The sequence below is a fragment of the Peptoniphilus pacaensis genome (genome assembly GCF_900088125.1).
Classification (GTDB): Bacteria; Bacillota; Clostridia; order Tissierellales; family Peptoniphilaceae; genus Aedoeadaptatus; species Aedoeadaptatus pacaensis.
Window position 1 is genome coordinate 1,014,481 of record NZ_FLQT01000003.1, and the last position, 14,782, is coordinate 1,029,262.

The following is a 14,782-nucleotide window of genomic DNA, read 5'->3' on the forward strand; positions in this document are numbered from 1 at the left end:
TCGCCTCCTTTTTTATTTGCTCTCCGCCTTTTCCGGCTTTAAATCCAAGAGCTGAATTTCCACACGGGCGATGCGCTTGTCCGTGATCCCCAAGGTGGTAAGCTTCACGGAACTGTCGTAGAGGACCTTGTGCTTCTTCGTGTCGCCGGGTTCGGGGATAAAGCCCAAGAGCTCGATGGTAAGGCCGGAAATGGTTTCGTGGTTTTCGCTTTCAAGATCCAAATCCAGCTTTTCGTTAATGGTATCCAGCTCCGTCATGCCGTCGGCCACGTAAGTGTAGTCGTTGATTTTTAAAATCTGCTTCAATTCCTCGTCGTACTCGTCTTCGATTTCGCCGACGATTTCTTCCACAATGTCTTCGATGGTGACCATGCCCGACAGGCCGCCGTACTCGTCGATTAAAATCGCCAGGTAATTCTTCGTGGACTGCAGTTCCTGCAGAAGGCGGTCGATGTTTTTCGTTTCGGGAACGAAGTAGGGCTCCTTCATGACCTCGTCGATGTCGATGGAGCGGTAGCTGCGCTTGGCGTATTCCACGAAGAGGTCTTTAATGTAAATGGTGCCCACGATATTGTCCGGACTGTCCCGATAGACGGGGACGCGGCTGTAGCCGGATTCCAGCATTTCCCGAATCTTTGCCGCGTCGAACTCGTCGTAATCCAACATATACAGGGAGGTGCGCGGCGTCATAATTTCGTAGGCCAGCTTGTCGTCGAAGTCCATAATGTTCACCATCATGACTTCGCCGGACTCGTTAATGACCCCGTGCTGTTGGCCGACGCGGAGATAGCTTTTGATTTCCTCTTCGCTGATATTTTTTTCCACGTCCTTGGAGTAATTGCCCGTGGCCTTTAAGACCAGGGTCGTGGACAGGGCGAGGAATTTCACGTAAGGCGTCATGAGTTTGGAAAAAAGCGATGCGATGCCGGCGTTTTTCAGCGCCGTCTTGTCCGCCTTTTGCAGGGTCCTGCGCTTGGGTACGAGGACGCCGAAGACCAAGCTGATATAGGACAGAATCAAGATCACCAGCACGAAGGCTAAGGTGTCGGCCACGCCGGGGCCCACCCTGTGAAGCAGCGGGGCGAGGAGGGGCACAAAGGCCCTTGCCCCCAAGGCGGCGGCAAAAAAGCTCGCCAAAGTGGTGCCCGTTTGGATGGTGGAGAGAAAACGAGCCTGATTTTTCGTCAAGTCTAAAATTTTTTGCGCCCGCTTGTCGCCTTCCTCCGCTAAATTGCGAAGTTGCTCCCCATTGGCGGAGACCATGGCGATTTCCGTGGCGGTAAAAAAACCGTTAATCGCCGTAAGTAAAATAATAAGTAGTAATTCAGGCAGAACCTGCCCAACGGAATCCATAAAAATACATTCCTCCTTTTCTAATAGTATATACCCCGACGGGTAAGAATCATACAGGAGATGAACCCAATTCTGTTATACTTAGAAGAGGGAAAGGAGCGATTATGGATATTAACGATTTGAAATCCTTTGTGGACATGAGCCCCACCTCCTACCAGGTGGTGGAGCATATAAAGATGATGGCGGCGGGCTTTATCCGCCTGGAAAAAGAAGAGGCGTGGCATTTGGAAGAAGGGGGCAAGTATTACCTCGTCAATGAAGACGGGGCGATCCTTCTCTTTTCTCTCGGAAAGAGAGATCCCGAGACCATGGCTTTTCGCACGGTGATCAGCCACACGGACAGCCCGGCTTTGCGCCTGATCCCCGGCGGCATTCGCAGGGAGAAGGACTGCGTGAGGATGGATGTGGAGCCTTACGGGGCCATCATCAATGCCGATTGGTTCGACCGGCCCCTGTCTCTTGCCGGCAGAATCATCGCAGACGGCAAGACGGGCGTGGAAAGTATTCCCGTGGACTTTCGGGATGCCGTGGCGACGATTCCTCATCTGGCGCCTCATCTGCACAGGGAAGTGAACACGGGCTACGTCTTTAAGGCGGGAAAAGATCTGGTGCCATTGGCATCGAAGGCATGGGACGAGGGCGGCTTTATAAGAGATCTCGCCGCCCTTGCCGACGTGAAGGCCGAGGATATTTTAGATTACGATCTCTATTTTTATCCTGCCGGGGATTCCGACTTTATCGGCGTGGACGAGAAGTGGCTCTCCGCACCGCGGCTGGATAATCTGGCCACGGCCTATCCCGCGGTCATGGCCCTCTTCGACGAAGAGAAGAACGATCTGACCCAAGTGGTCTATCTCGCCGATCAGGAAGAGATCGGGAGTTTGACCCAAAGCGGCGGCGACAGTAGCTTTTTCGGCAACACCCTGCGGCGCATTGTCGGCGACTTAGGGGAAGAGGCCTACTACCGCGTTTTGGCGCGGAGCTTTTTGCTCTCCTGCGACATGGCCCATGGCGATCACCCGAACTATCGCGATGCGGCCAATCCTTCCGCATCCCCCGTCCTGGGCGGCGGCGTCGCCGTAAAGCTTTCGGCTAGCCGAAGCTACGCCACCCAGGGTCACAGCAGCGCCCGCTTTAAGCGCATGATGAAGGGGGCAGGCCTTAAGGTACAGCTTTTCGCCAATCCCCACGGCCAGCGGGGCGGCTCCACCATCGGGCCCTTGAGCCTGCGCCACGTGGACATGGAAGCCATCGACATCGGCATCCCCACCTGGGCCATGCACGGGGCGAGGGAAGTAGTCCACGTAGACGACGTGAGGGATTTTTACGACGCCATAGCGGCATTTTTTAAGGCAGAGAATTTTTAAAGGCATAAAATCAAGGAGGATCTTATGAAAAAGCGTTCTGAATGGGCACCCATTGCGGGGCTGATTTGCGGGGCATCGATTATGCCTCAACTGGCGGCTCGGGGAAGGGAAAAACGCACGGCCCGTACCCTGGCCCTCTGGGAGGCGGCGGGTTGCGAACATCGGGCGGCCATATACGGCGACGACGACGGCATTATAAGCGGCGTGTATAAATCCCCTATCGACGGCATGCCCCTGGCCTTTACCATCATCGAGGCGGTCGAGCCCGTGGGCTTGGTGCAAATCGTTCACGGGGCGCAGGAACACAAGGGCTATTACAAGGCCTTTGCCCACCGCCTGGCGCGGGCGGGCTACACCGTGCTCCTGTCGGACAATCGGGGCCACGGCGATTCCGTCACGGCGAAGCATCCCCGGGCCTATGTCTCATCCATCGACGATATCGTGGCGGATCAATACGCCCTGTCCCTCTTTTTCAAGAGCCGCTTTCCGGATCTCCCCCTGGCCATGTTCGGCCACTCCTTCGGCTCCTTGATCGCGCGAAACTATATCATGGCCCACGACGACATCATCGACAAGCTCATCCTTACCGGCGTGGTGTGCTACCCGCCCTCAGCCCATGTGGGACTGTTTTTCGGCAATTTGGAAAGCTTCTATACCACGCCGAAGAAACGGGGCGCTTTGGTCCGCCTCATGGACTCGAAGACCAAGGCGGCACTGGATACGATCAGCAACAATCCGGAATTTTTGCGGGCCTTTGAGGCCGACGATAAATTGGTCAACGATTACCTTAACGGCGGCGCCATGGCCATTTGGGACAGCGCAGCCCGCTTGAAAGATTACCGCCGCTACGCCGTGAAAAATCCGGGGCTGAAGGTCCTGGTTTTAAACGGCACGGAGGATCCCTTAACCGGCGGTCCGAAAGGTTTGGCCGACACGGCGAAAACTTTTTACAAATTAGGGTATGAAGAGTACGAAAACAAAATCTATCCCCTTATGAAACACGACCTGCTCCACGAAGAGGCCAGCGAGATCGCCATGGGGGACATCATTAAATTTTTAAAGAAATAGACTATAGGAGGTCATTATGGCAGTAGTAGAATTAACTCTGGTTCCCATCGGAACCCAAAAGACATCCTGCAGCCCCTATGTGGCGGCGGCATACGATGCGGTAAAAGACAACGACAAGGTGGAAATCCGCCTCAATCCCATGGGTACCGTCCTGGAAGGGGACATCGACGAGCTCTTCGCCTGCGTTCGGAAGATGCAGGAAGCCGTCTTCGCCTCCGGCGCGGAACGGGTCTATTCCGTCTTGAAAGTCGACGATCGCCGGGACAAAAAGGCGAGCTTGGATCAAAAAGTCAACTCCGTTATGGAAAAGTTAGTGTAGCCTATGGAAAAGAAACAATCATTAAAAAAACCCCTGAACGCCAATTCCTCCATCGGCAAGACCATCGCCGTACTAAGCGGCAAGGGCGGCGTCGGTAAATCCATGGTCACCGGCCTTTTGGCATCGGAAATGAAACGCCGGAACAAGGCCGTGGGCGTCTTGGACGCGGACATTTTAGGCCCCTCCATTCCGAAAATTTTCGGCACCGACGGTGCGGTCTTTCAAACGGAAAAAGGCATCCGCCCTCTCGTGAGCGATACGGGCATCGACCTTATCAGCGTGAACTCCATTTTGGAAAGCCCCACGGACCCCGTGCTGTGGCGGGCCCCGGTAGTGGGCAATATGCTCACCACCTTCTGGAGCGATGTCAACTGGGGCAAGAAAGATTACCTCTTTATCGACATGCCCCCGGGCACCGGCGACGTGGCCCTCACCGTTTTTCAAACCATGACGGTAGACGGCATCGTCATCGTCACCTCGCCTCAGGATCTGGTGTCCATGATCGTGGAAAAGGCCATTAAAATGGCGAAGATGATGGGCCTGCCCGTCATCGGCATTGTGGAAAACATGCAGTACTTTATCGCCCCGGACACCGGCGTGCGCTACGATATTTTCGGCGTGAGCAAAACCGCCGCCATCGCCGAGGAAAAAGGCATCCCCTATCTGGGCGCCCTGCCCATCGATCCGAAACTGGCGGAATGTGCCGATGCCGGTCGCATCGAGGACTACAAGGTGGACACCTTGGCCCATATTGTGGACGAAATCGAAAAATTTAAATAAGAAGCCCTCGAGGCGCAAAAAAAGCTATGAGTTTTTGCTCATAGCCTTTTTGATTGCTCTATTCGAATTCTTTAATATAGTCCCGATTGCCCAGGACTTCGTTTAATATGACCTCGTCGGTTTTCTTCATGCCGTAGCGGGCGATGTTGCCCATAACCTCCAGGGTCTCGTCGATATCTTCTTTGACGACGCCGTCGTTGGGATTAAAGGAGCGGCCGGCCACAGCCTGATCGTAGGCCAAAAAACCGTTGCGCAAACTGGAGGCGATTTTCATGGCGCAGGAGGCCTTGGCGCCGTCGCAGAGAATGCCGCCGTTGACGGCCAGGGCGTTGGCCAGGGTTTCTTTGATGACTTCTTTGTCGTCGCCCTTCATAAAGGCGATACCGCAAATGGCGGCGGAGGCGGCGGAAACCACGCCGCAGAAGGCGGAAAGCTTGCCGATGTTTTTCTTTTGGTAGAGGCCCAGAAGATTGGAAAACAACAGTCCCCTGAGCAGCGTCTCGCGAGGCAGCTTTTTATCCTCGGCATAGAGGATGAGGGGAACGGAAACTGAAATGCCCTGATTGCCCGATCCGGAATTAATGACCACCGGGTTTTCCGCACCGGACATGCGAGCGTCGCTGCCGGCGGCGGTGTAGGCGACGATTTTCTCCCGCAAATCGTCGGGGTGGGCGTCGAGGATCAATCGGCCGATGCCCGAGCCCCAAGGATTGGCGATGCCTTCCGCAGCAATGGCGGCATTGTATTCGATCTCCTGATCCAAAAGAGCTTCGAAATCCTTCAAATCCACGGTTTTGGCGTAATCGTAAATTTCATCGAAGCTGAAATCGATCTGCACCTCTTCTTCCGTGCTTTCGCTTTTTTCAAAGAGCACCTCGTGATCTTTCTCTATGAGAATAATATTGGTGTGCTCTTCCGCAATAATGACTTTGGCGTAGGAATCGCCGGCGTAAGCGGTGATGTCGATGTAGAGATTAGCCACATTTTCTTTCAGCGTCACGGCGATGCGGCCTTCGCGGATAAATTCGTCGCAGGCCGAAAGCCCGGACTTGTCGATGTGAGCCAAGACCTCCAGTTCCTTGGACGGGTCGCCTAAAAGGGCGCCGGCGGCGATGGAAATGGCGATGCCTTTTCGCCCTTCGGTGCCGGGGACGTAGACGCTGTTGGCGTTTTTAATCATATTGGCGGAAAGATCGGCCTCGATTTTTTCCGGCTCCCGTCCCAAGACCTCCCGGGCCTTGGCGGCGGCGTAGGCCAGGGCGATGGGCTCCGTGCAGCCGAAGGCCACTTTCATTTCTCTTTTCAAATAATCGTTATAATTCATGGATGACTCCTTCTTTTCCTTCATTTGATTTTATTATAGTCGATTTTCCCTCCATAGGGCAATGGAAAGGAGAACCGGCTCGATTTAAAAAAGAACGACGGAAAGGACGGTTTTTCCCTCTCTTAATTTTTCTCGGTTTTCCAAACCTCGGTTTCGGTATATACTAATAATAGAGAACAAATCGCAATGAATAAATATTAAGGAGATGACTATGGACAGAGACGTTATCGTCGCCTTGGATTTTCCGTCGAAAGAGGTGGCCCGGGAATTTTTGGCCCGCTTCGACGGGGAAAAAGAAAAGCCTTTCGTAAAAGTGGGCATGGAATTGTTTTACGCCACGGGGCCCGACTTCGTGCGGGAGTTGAAGGCCGAGGGTTACAAGGTCTTTTTGGATTTAAAGCTCCACGACATTCCCAATACCGTGGCGGGAGCCGTGCGTTCCCTCAAGGGCTTGGGCGCCGACATGCTCACCCTCCACGCATCGGGGGGCAGCGAAATGTTTATGCGTGCCCGGGAAGCGATCAAGGGCATGGACCATGCGCCTACTCTTTTGGCGGTGACGGTGCTCACCTCCTTCTCCGACGCCGGCAGAAAAGACGCCCTCTTAGGCGAAAATCGCTCGGCGGAAGATGCGGTCCATCACCTGGCCCACTTGGCCCTGCAAAGCGGCGCCGACGGCATCGTCTCCTCGGCCATGGAAGGCAAGTATTTAAGGGAACACATTCGCCAATCCTTCCCCCTCGTATGCCCCGGGATCCGTCCGGCGGGGGAAAGCGTCGGCGATCAAAAGCGGGTGGTCACCCCGGCAGAGGCGCGGGAGATGGGCGTGGATTACATCGTCGTGGGCCGTCCCATTACCCGGGCGGAAGATCCCGTAGCGGCATACAAGGCCATTAAGGAAGAATTTTTAGGAGGTGCGCAATGAAAGCCGTCTGCGAATACCTATTAGACATCGGCGCCGTCAGCCTGTCGCCCAAGGCCCCCTTTACCTGGGCGTCGGGGATCAAGAGCCCCATTTACTGCGACAACCGCCTCATCCTCTCCTATCCCGAGGCGCGGAAGGTGATTGAAGACGCCCTGGCGGATTTGGTGAAGCGTGAATTTCCCGAAGCGGAAGCCGTGCTCGGTACGGCCACGGCGGGCATTCCCCACGCCTCCTACATCTCCTGGATACTGGATATGCCTTCGGGCTTTATTCGCTCCAAGGCCAAGGACCACGGCAAGAACAAGCGAATCGAAGGGGCCTTTAAAGAAGGGGAGAAGGTCGTGGTGGTGGAAGATCTCTTCTCCACCGGCGGCAGCTCCATTGACGCCGCCAAGGCCTGCGAAGCGGAAGGCCTGGATGTGGTGGGCATTATTTCCATTTTCAGCTACGAGCTGAAGGCGGCGGAAGAAAATTTCGCAGCCTCGGGCTTTAAACACGCCTCCCTGGCCACCTTCCCGGAACTGGCGGAAGTGGCCGTGGCTCGCGGCGATTTAAGCGCAGATGAAAAAGACCGCCTCAATCAGTGGCGTAAGGATCCCTACGACGAAAGCTGGTGTCGGTAATGAACTGGGCCAAGGTCCTGTTTAGATACCTGCCCCGGGCCAAAAGAATCATCTCCGATCCCGAGCGCATGGAAAAGCTCGCCAAGGAAAGCTTCTCCCTTTTAAAAGGCGAGGGCAAATTGGCCGAGGTGCGAAGAGAGGGGCTGCTCCTGTGGAAGCTGGCGAAGGATACGGTCACCGGGCACTACCGGGGTCTGAAGAAGCGAAACCTCTTTCTCATCGTGGCCGGGCTCATGTATCTGGTGAATCCCATGGATCTTTTGCCGGATTTTCTCTTTGCCGTGGGCTTTGCCGACGACGTGGCCGTGTTAATGTATGTGTTTAAGAAGCTCGACGGGGAGATCAAGGCCTACGAAGCCTGGCGCGACGAAGAAGCGGAGCCTGCTTCTGATTCCTATATTTATGAAGAGGACGCAAGCTACGGAGCGACCATGGAAGAGGCGCCGGATCTGGAAGGCTACGAGGTCATCGACCTGGACGAATAGTTTTTTGAACAAGTGACGAAGGAAAAAGCCCCTGCAGGGGCTTTTTTTTGATGGGGCGAATCGGCTGCGAGGAGAAAAAGGCTTTAACTCTCCACGATATGTAAGAACACTGCAATCAAAATGAGCACCTCAGCTATGTTCAAACAAACCAATCGGTAAATTTTGGAAGTTTCCGCTATCTTCAACAAATGATAAAGTATAATCTAAATCAATCACTCCTTATTTTTTACTATTTTTTTTGATTTTTCATAGTGAATTAATTTTACAACCTATCATAAAAATAAAATATCACCATTTATGAATTTCACCATTTATGTCAATTGCGAAAAAGATGTTATAGATGTAAATCTGAATAGTTAGCATAATTAGTATAATAATTACCCATAGAATTATGGGTTCATAATAGCTATATTTAAACTTTGCTTTGGATTTTTTAATTAGTGAATTAGAAATAAATCTATTAAATAATTCGTATACACCGTATCCTAAACCTGATCCAACTGTATTTGTAATTAAATCATTTACATCTGTCGTTCCAAAACCAAACATTTGAATAACTTCTATGGACAATGAAAATAAAAATCCAATGAGTAAAACTTTAGACAAACAATTATATTTCTTATAAAGTAGAGGTAGGAAAAATCCTAATGGAAGAAACAAAATTATATTTAAAATTGTGTCTTTTGGGCCTCTAATCATATCTATAAATGGTATGAACGAAAATGTTGGAGAATAATTAGGTTTCAAGCAAATACCAGTTGTAGTTAAAACTCCAACAAGATAAAATGAAAATACAAAAGTCAAAATTATACGTTCTTTACATTGATTATTTCCATATATTTTTAAGACTATAAAATATAATGTTAATATTAAAACAGTAGGTATATAGCCACTTATTGCGTGACTAAAAACAAAACCCCAATCCATCCAGATATCCTCCTCTATTTTATGAAAACATTATATCACTATCAATTAGTCAAGGCCAAAATATTGTGCTAGTAAATTTTACGCAATATTATGGATCTGACTTAAACTAAGATATCCAAAAATATAATTAATAATAAAAATAAGACTTTAGGAGTCATGTCAAGCTCTTAAAGTCTTATTTAAATATTATTTTTTAAGATGAGTGATTACTTCCACATGAGGAGGAACTCCTCAATGGATGGTTTCATGCGAAAGCGCACAAAAAAAGGAGCCCGGCTTTCACCGAGCTCCCCAATGGTTAATATAGAGCCTTTTTTTACTCATTGACCATAAGGTAGTTGTAGGCGCCGAGGGCGGCGGTGGCTCCGCTTCCGGCGGCGATGACGATTTGCTTAAAGAGAGTATCCGAGGAGTCTCCTGCGGCAAACACTCTTTCCACATTGGTCGATCCGTCTTTTGCCGTGAGGATTTCGCCTCGGTCGGAAAGTTCGACGGCGGAATCTTTCAGCCACTCCGTATTGGGCACCAGACCCACTTGAATAAAGCAGCCGGAAATGGCGATTTCCGCTTCATCTCCGCTGATTCTGTCCGTGTAGGCGAGCTTTTCCACCTTGCCGTCGCCGTAAAGGCCCGTAGTTTGGGCATTGGTAATGACCTTCACATTGGAGAGGGTCTTTAATTTTTTCAACAGGGCGTCGTCCGCCTTGAGGTCCGGTAAAAATTCCAAGACGGTGACGTGCTTGGCGAGGCCGGCGAGGTCGATGGCCGCCTCGATGCCGGAGTTGCCGCCGCCGATGACGGCCACATTTTTCCCCTTGTAGAGGGGACCGTCACAGTGGGTACAATAGGCGACGCCTTTGTTTCTGAATTCGATTTCGCCGGGAATGCCGATGAGCCGCCAGCGGGCGCCGGTGGCGATGATCAGGGTCTTGGCAAAAAGTTTGGCGCCGTTATCCAGACTGACCTCCACCTTGTCGCCCGGGGCTTCGATGCCGTCGGCGAGGACGCCGGTCATGATGTCCACATCCAGGGCTGCGACCTGGGCCTGCATTTGGTCCATAAAGTCGGGGCCTTCCGTGTATTTAAAGCCGGGAATATTTTCGATGGCCAAGGTTTCTTTGACCTGACCGCCGAATTCGCCGGCGACGAGGCCGGTTTTAATGCCCTTTCTCGCGGCGTAGATGGCGGCTGTAGCCGCTGCCGGGCCGCCGCCGATAATCAAGGTATCGAAGAGGGGCTTGTCCTTAAATTCGTCCTTGTCCACCTTGCTGCCCAGCTTCGTCAAGAGGCTCGAAAGGGATTGCTTGCCTCCTTCGAAAAAGTCTCCGTCCTTAAAAATGGCGGGCACGGCGAGAACGTCTCTGGATTCCGCCAGCTCTTGGAAGCTGCCGCCGTCGATCATGGTGTGGTTGATCGTCGGATTGAGGATGGCCATAATGTTTAAGGCCTGAACCACGTCGGGGCAGTTGTGGCAAGAAAGGGACACGACGGTTTCGAAATCCGCCGGCGCCAGGCCTTGGATTCGCTTTTTGTCGGCATCATCTATTTTCGGCGCCACGCCGCCCGCCTGGAGCATGGCCAGGGCGAAGGAGGCGAACTCGTGGCCCAAGGGAAGGCCGGCGAAGACGATCCTGCCGTGGTCGAAGCTTCCCTTGATCTCAAAGGAAGGACTGTAGGTCAGCTCCTTTTCCACCAAGGTGATCTTGTCCGACAAGGCCGCCACTTCTTCGACAAAGTCTCGGACTTTTTTGGAATTTTCGTCGTCATGATGAGCAGAAAGCCCAATAGTGACCTCCGTTTTCAAGAGGTCAAAGTATTGGGCCAACTGGTTTTTTAGATTTGTATCTAACATATTAGATTTTACCTACCAGGTCCAGACCCGGCGTAAGGGTGGCGTCCGCTTCGCTTTCCCACTTGGCGGGGCAAGCTTCACCCGGGTGTTCGGCGACGTATTTGGCCGCCTTGACCTTGTTAATATTGACATTGGCTTTTCTGCCGATGCCGTCGGCGTTGATTTCAATGGTTTGAATCACATTGTCCGGATCGATAACCAGGGTGGCGCGATGGGCCTTGCCCGAATCGTCGAGGAGGCCGAGTTCTCCGGTCAGTTCTTTATTGGAATCGCCGATCATGGTGTATTGAATCTTGCCGATGGCTTCGGAATGATCGTGCCATGCTTTGTGAACGAAGTGGGTGTCCACGGAAACCGAATACACTTCGGCGCCCAGGGATTTTAATTCGTCGTAAGATTCCTGCATATCTTCGAGCTCCGTGGGGCAGACGAAAGTAAAGTCGGCGGGGTAGAAGATAAGAACGGTGTAAGAGCCCTTCAAGTCTTCGTCGGACACCGTGACGAATTCGTCCTTCGCCGGATTATAAGCGTCGAGTTTAAACTCCGGTAATGTTTTTCCTATTAAAGCCATAATTTTCTCCTTATATTTCTAAAAAATCATACTGCATCTTACTAATGATAATTATAATCAATTCATCGGGCAAAGTCAAACACCGGACCACTCTTTAGCCGCTGACTTTTTTCAATTCTTCCACCATATTCAAGCCCTTAATCTTCCTGCGTCCCAAGGCCTGGGCCGCGGCAAAGACGGCGAGGTCCAAGGCGTAGATAGTTACATAGCTCTTGGCGGCGAAGTGGGGCTCCATGTAGACGGAAAGCTTCGATACGGACAGGGCGAAGAGGTAGCGCACCAGAGGATCAAAAAGAGGCAGGCTCAGGGGATAAAAGAGCGCCACGGCGATCCCCATGCCCAAGAGATAGACGGATGCCACTTCCCCGTCTCCGTAGCCGAAAATTTTCAGGTAGCAAATATCCTTTTGAGATTTTTCCAAAATCAGCTTGCTTACGGTATAGACCAGAGTAAAATAGAAAACCATGGCCAAGATACGGGTGGTAAGCAGGGCACCGTTGAAATTTTCTAAAAAGGCCTCCAGATATGCGCCGGTCTTTGCCCGGTCGATGGTGGTAAGAAGTCGGTCGTCGTCCACGTGCAGGGGCTTTTGAGACCAATAGAGATTGAAATTCCCTGCGTCCTTGTCGATAAATTTATTCAGTGCCTCCATGGGCATCAATGCCTGAACGGAGTGAATGTCATGGGCAATGGCGGCGACTTTTAATTTCCTGTATTCCTTTTTGCCGGGAAGTTTTACTTCGATGGTGTCGCCGATGTTTAGGTCGTCCCGTTTGGCGAGGCCTGTAGAGATCACGACCTCGTCGGCCTTCATGGTCGTGGGCAGATCCTTGTCGTAGGCCGTATTCTTGTCCGGGCCAAGGAGATTCAGATCGCTTTTGTCGTCGCCCTTTTTATAATCCATGGTCAGGCTCAAGCCCTTGTCGGCGTGAACGTCGGGATCCGGTGCCTTTATCATGTAGGTGTAGTTGTACTTCATGTCTCGCTTTATCGAGTCTGCATAGTCGTCGAACATGGGGCCCATGGCCATGGAGAAGAGAAGAAGCACATTGCCCACGAACATACCGAAGAACAGGGCGAGGATATTTAATCGATTTTCCCCCAGGATCCGCAGACGGGCGGCGCGCAAAAGGGAAAGGCCCTCCAGAGACGGTGCGCTCCTTCTTTTTTTGCGATAAAATTCCCGCCGCAAAAAGCGTAGGGGCGACAGGCGGAAGTAGCGCATAAGAAGCAGGCGGTTGACGAGCCATACGATGCCCAAGGGAATCAAGGTGGTGATGGCGAAGGCCTTCAGCGAAAGGACGGGCACAAAGGGCGGCAGATTATAAGATGTGTAGTAAAGGTCGGCGTACAGCTCATAGCCCTTCACATAGGCGACAATATTGCCCGCCACCCCGGCGAAAATCGTGAGGCAGGTGGGGACCAGGCTGTAGTGGCGTATCAGGGCTTTCGTCTCGTAGCCCATGGAGAGGAGGGTGCCGATTACCGGCGCCTCTTCCCGCAACAGGCCCCGGGTTTGCAGGGCGCTGATAAAGCCCAGGGAAATAAACAGAAGCACCATGGTGATCACCATCATCGGTACATCGCCGCCCATGTCGTCGACAAAGTATTGGATGCAGCGATTGTCGTAAGTGGTGGTGGCGCCGAGAAGGGGACCCGAGCTTTGTGCATCGGAGAGAATGTCTTCGAACTTGTCCCGCGCCGCATCCTCCGACAGGCGAGCGTGATTTCTGTAGGCGTAGAGGTAATTCGCTTTTTCCTTCAGGGAATCGAAGGTCTCTTTCGTGACGAAGGCTACGGAAAAATGCTTCGTGTCCATGGCCAGATCTCCTTGGGTTTTTAAAATGGTGGAGTAATCCGGCGTAGCCACCAGAGCCGTAATCACATAATCGTCGCCGTCGAGGATGAGCCTGTCGCCGACCTTAAGCTCGCTCGCTTTGGCCAAGTTGGCGGCGATGGCCACCTCGTTTTTCTTTTCCGGCAGACGGCCGGCGTGAATGGCGGCGGTATTGATCTCGTCCCGATTGACGAAGGTACGAAGTGTTTTTTCCCGGGAATCGTCATCGCCGGGGATGCGGAAGCTGACGTCCTTGTAAAAATTTTCCGCGAGATCCAAATCCCTTTTCTCTATGGCCTCCTTCGCCTCTTTTGTTAAAGGATCCGCCATAAGAAACTGCCCGTCCTCCACCTTGTTTTCCCGAAGACCCCGGTAGTAAATGGGCTTAATGGAATTTTGGCTGATGAAAAAGGACGAGATAAATGTCACGGTGAGAAGGGAGATGAAAAACAGGGGCAAATAGGTGCCGGGCTTTTTAAAAAACAGCCGAGGTATTCGCCGGTGAATGGGGTTTTTCATTACCATTGCACCTCCTCGGCGGAGAGGATGTGTTCATTTTCTTCATAGGACTTCAGGGCGCCGTCGTGAAGGCGGAGAACCACTCCGCACATAGAGGCGATGGCCTCGTTGTGGGTGGCGATAATCACTGTAGTTCTGTACTTTCGATTCAGATCCTCGATTAAGTGCAAGACGGCCTTGGCGCTTTCGTAGTCCAAGGCGCCGGTGGGTTCGTCGCAAATAAAGAGGGAGGGCTTTTTCGCCATGGCACGAGCAATGGACACTCGCTGGGCCTGGCCGCCGGAAATTTCCGAGGGGAATTTATGTAGCTGATCGCCGATGCCCAGCTCCTCGGCCAAGGTGTCTACGTCCAGGGGATCGTCGGAAAGGTAGGCGCCGGTCAGAATATTTTCCCGAACGGTTAAATTTTCCACCAGATTATAGAATTGGAAGACGAAGCCCAGCTGCTTTCTACGGTAGCGCTCCAGCTCTTTTTTATTCATCGGCGCCAGGTGATTGCCCGCCACGATAATGTCGCCCTCGTCCATGGTCTCGATGCCGCCTAAAATATTCAGCAGGGTGGATTTCCCCGAGCCCGAAGGGCCTAAGAGACAGGCCATGCACCCGTCGGGCAGAGTAAAGGTGACGTCCTTTAAAACGTGGAGCCGTTGATCTTTTGTGCCGTAGCTTTTATGTAAATGGTCGATAGTAATCATGGGAACCTCCTTTTTGGTTGATAGTTGCTATCAAGTCAATTCTATGCCAGGAGGCTCTCTTTGTCTATAAAATTATTGCCGGCTCATATATTTTTTTTTATTTTCATTATGCCCGTAAAAAAATCCCCTCGACTTGC

The 14,782-nt window shown here is 52.1% G+C and carries 14 protein-coding genes; 7 read left to right on the forward strand and 7 right to left on the reverse strand.

Annotated features, from left to right (window positions below):
- Positions 1 to 12: 12 nt before the first annotated feature.
- Positions 13 to 1,353, reverse strand: coding sequence for a hemolysin family protein (locus tag BN7444_RS04775; RefSeq protein ID WP_068456487.1), 1,341 nt, complete (start codon positions 1,351 to 1,353; stop codon positions 13 to 15).
- A gap of 104 nt (positions 1,354 to 1,457) precedes the next feature.
- Between BN7444_RS04775 and BN7444_RS04780 the strand changes: the two genes are divergently transcribed.
- From BN7444_RS04780 to BN7444_RS04795, 4 genes are read left to right on the forward strand one after another with little or no spacing between them, the layout of a single operon-like run.
- Positions 1,458 to 2,720: a M18 family aminopeptidase gene (locus tag BN7444_RS04780; protein WP_068456488.1), complete on the forward strand. Its 1,263-nt coding sequence runs from the start codon at positions 1,458 to 1,460 to the stop codon at positions 2,718 to 2,720.
- A 24-nt stretch (positions 2,721 to 2,744) separates the two neighbouring features.
- Complete coding sequence (locus BN7444_RS04785; protein ID WP_068456491.1) at positions 2,745 to 3,788, forward strand: alpha/beta fold hydrolase; 1,044 nt, start codon at positions 2,745 to 2,747, stop codon at positions 3,786 to 3,788.
- Positions 3,789 to 3,804: 16 nt separating this feature from the next.
- Entirely contained in the window at positions 3,805 to 4,107 is a 303-nt protein-coding gene (locus BN7444_RS04790) for an MTH1187 family thiamine-binding protein (protein ID WP_068456493.1), read from the forward strand.
- 3 nt (positions 4,108 to 4,110) lie between these two features.
- The gene (locus tag BN7444_RS04795) at positions 4,111 to 4,887 is read left to right on the forward strand and encodes an Mrp/NBP35 family ATP-binding protein (RefSeq protein ID WP_068456496.1); all 777 of its coding nucleotides are present in this window, start codon (positions 4,111 to 4,113) and stop codon (positions 4,885 to 4,887) included.
- Positions 4,888 to 4,945: 58 nt separating this feature from the next.
- Here BN7444_RS04795 and BN7444_RS04800 read toward each other — a convergent pair whose 3' ends face one another.
- The gene (locus BN7444_RS04800; protein WP_068458436.1) at positions 4,946 to 6,211 is read right to left on the reverse strand and encodes an L-cysteine desulfidase family protein; all 1,266 of its coding nucleotides are present in this window, start codon (positions 6,209 to 6,211) and stop codon (positions 4,946 to 4,948) included.
- A gap of 211 nt (positions 6,212 to 6,422) precedes the next feature.
- Between BN7444_RS04800 and pyrF the strand changes: the two genes are divergently transcribed.
- From pyrF to BN7444_RS04815, 3 genes are read left to right on the forward strand one after another with little or no spacing between them, the layout of a single operon-like run.
- Positions 6,423 to 7,136, forward strand: a complete 714-nt coding sequence (gene pyrF / locus BN7444_RS04805; protein WP_135122035.1) for an orotidine-5'-phosphate decarboxylase — start codon at positions 6,423 to 6,425, stop codon at positions 7,134 to 7,136.
- Positions 7,133 to 7,759, forward strand: a complete 627-nt coding sequence (gene pyrE / locus BN7444_RS04810) for an orotate phosphoribosyltransferase (protein ID WP_068456503.1) — start codon at positions 7,133 to 7,135, stop codon at positions 7,757 to 7,759. Before pyrF ends, pyrE begins: the two co-directional genes overlap by 4 nt.
- Positions 7,759 to 8,244 carry a YkvA family protein gene (locus BN7444_RS04815; protein ID WP_068456506.1) on the forward strand — a complete coding sequence of 162 codons (486 nt, stop codon included), beginning with the start codon at positions 7,759 to 7,761 and terminating at the stop codon, positions 8,242 to 8,244. Before pyrE ends, BN7444_RS04815 begins: the two co-directional genes overlap by 1 nt.
- Before the next feature lie 288 nt (positions 8,245 to 8,532).
- Here the strand turns inward: BN7444_RS04815 and BN7444_RS04820 are convergent, their stop codons facing one another.
- The 5 genes from BN7444_RS04820 to BN7444_RS04840 form a co-directional block, all read right to left on the reverse strand.
- Positions 8,533 to 9,171, reverse strand: coding sequence for a VanZ family protein (locus BN7444_RS04820; RefSeq protein ID WP_068456509.1), 639 nt, complete (start codon positions 9,169 to 9,171; stop codon positions 8,533 to 8,535).
- Between the two features lie 316 nt (positions 9,172 to 9,487).
- Positions 9,488 to 11,023: an alkyl hydroperoxide reductase subunit F gene (gene ahpF, locus BN7444_RS04825; RefSeq protein ID WP_068456512.1), complete on the reverse strand. Its 1,536-nt coding sequence runs from the start codon at positions 11,021 to 11,023 to the stop codon at positions 9,488 to 9,490.
- A 1-nt stretch (position 11,024) separates the two neighbouring features.
- Positions 11,025 to 11,594 carry an alkyl hydroperoxide reductase subunit C gene (ahpC, locus tag BN7444_RS04830; RefSeq protein ID WP_068456514.1) on the reverse strand — a complete coding sequence of 190 codons (570 nt, stop codon included), beginning with the start codon at positions 11,592 to 11,594 and terminating at the stop codon, positions 11,025 to 11,027.
- Positions 11,595 to 11,688: 94 nt separating this feature from the next.
- Complete coding sequence (locus BN7444_RS04835) at positions 11,689 to 13,956, reverse strand: FtsX-like permease family protein (RefSeq protein WP_068456518.1); 2,268 nt, start codon at positions 13,954 to 13,956, stop codon at positions 11,689 to 11,691.
- Positions 13,950 to 14,645, reverse strand: coding sequence for an ABC transporter ATP-binding protein (locus BN7444_RS04840; protein ID WP_068456520.1), 696 nt, complete (start codon positions 14,643 to 14,645; stop codon positions 13,950 to 13,952). Before BN7444_RS04840 ends, BN7444_RS04835 begins: the two co-directional genes overlap by 7 nt.
- Between the last annotated feature and the right edge of the window lie 137 nt (positions 14,646 to 14,782).

Excerpts from the sequence above, each read along its gene's own strand:
- BN7444_RS04790 (WP_068456493.1), top strand. The coding sequence starts at position 3,805 with ATGGCAGTAGTAGAATTAACTCTGGTTCCCATCGGAACCCAAAAGACA.
- BN7444_RS04840 (WP_068456520.1), bottom strand. The coding sequence starts at position 14,645 with ATGATTACTATCGACCATTTACATAAAAGCTACGGCACAAAAGATCAA.
- BN7444_RS04775 (WP_068456487.1), bottom strand. The coding sequence starts at position 1,353 with ATGGATTCCGTTGGGCAGGTTCTGCCTGAATTACTACTTATTATTTTA.
- BN7444_RS04785 (WP_068456491.1), top strand. The coding sequence starts at position 2,745 with ATGAAAAAGCGTTCTGAATGGGCACCCATTGCGGGGCTGATTTGCGGG.
- BN7444_RS04800 (WP_068458436.1), bottom strand. The coding sequence starts at position 6,211 with ATGAATTATAACGATTATTTGAAAAGAGAAATGAAAGTGGCCTTCGGC.
- ahpF (WP_068456512.1), bottom strand. The coding sequence starts at position 11,023 with ATGTTAGATACAAATCTAAAAAACCAGTTGGCCCAATACTTTGACCTC.
- pyrF (WP_135122035.1), top strand. The coding sequence starts at position 6,423 with ATGGACAGAGACGTTATCGTCGCCTTGGATTTTCCGTCGAAAGAGGTG.
- ahpC (WP_068456514.1), bottom strand. The coding sequence starts at position 11,594 with ATGGCTTTAATAGGAAAAACATTACCGGAGTTTAAACTCGACGCTTAT.
- BN7444_RS04820 (WP_068456509.1), bottom strand. The coding sequence starts at position 9,171 with ATGGATTGGGGTTTTGTTTTTAGTCACGCAATAAGTGGCTATATACCT.
- BN7444_RS04780 (WP_068456488.1), top strand. The coding sequence starts at position 1,458 with ATGGATATTAACGATTTGAAATCCTTTGTGGACATGAGCCCCACCTCC.
- BN7444_RS04835 (WP_068456518.1), bottom strand. The coding sequence starts at position 13,956 with ATGGTAATGAAAAACCCCATTCACCGGCGAATACCTCGGCTGTTTTTT.
- BN7444_RS04815 (WP_068456506.1), top strand. The coding sequence starts at position 7,759 with ATGAACTGGGCCAAGGTCCTGTTTAGATACCTGCCCCGGGCCAAAAGA.
- pyrE (WP_068456503.1), top strand. The coding sequence starts at position 7,133 with ATGAAAGCCGTCTGCGAATACCTATTAGACATCGGCGCCGTCAGCCTG.
- BN7444_RS04795 (WP_068456496.1), top strand. The coding sequence starts at position 4,111 with ATGGAAAAGAAACAATCATTAAAAAAACCCCTGAACGCCAATTCCTCC.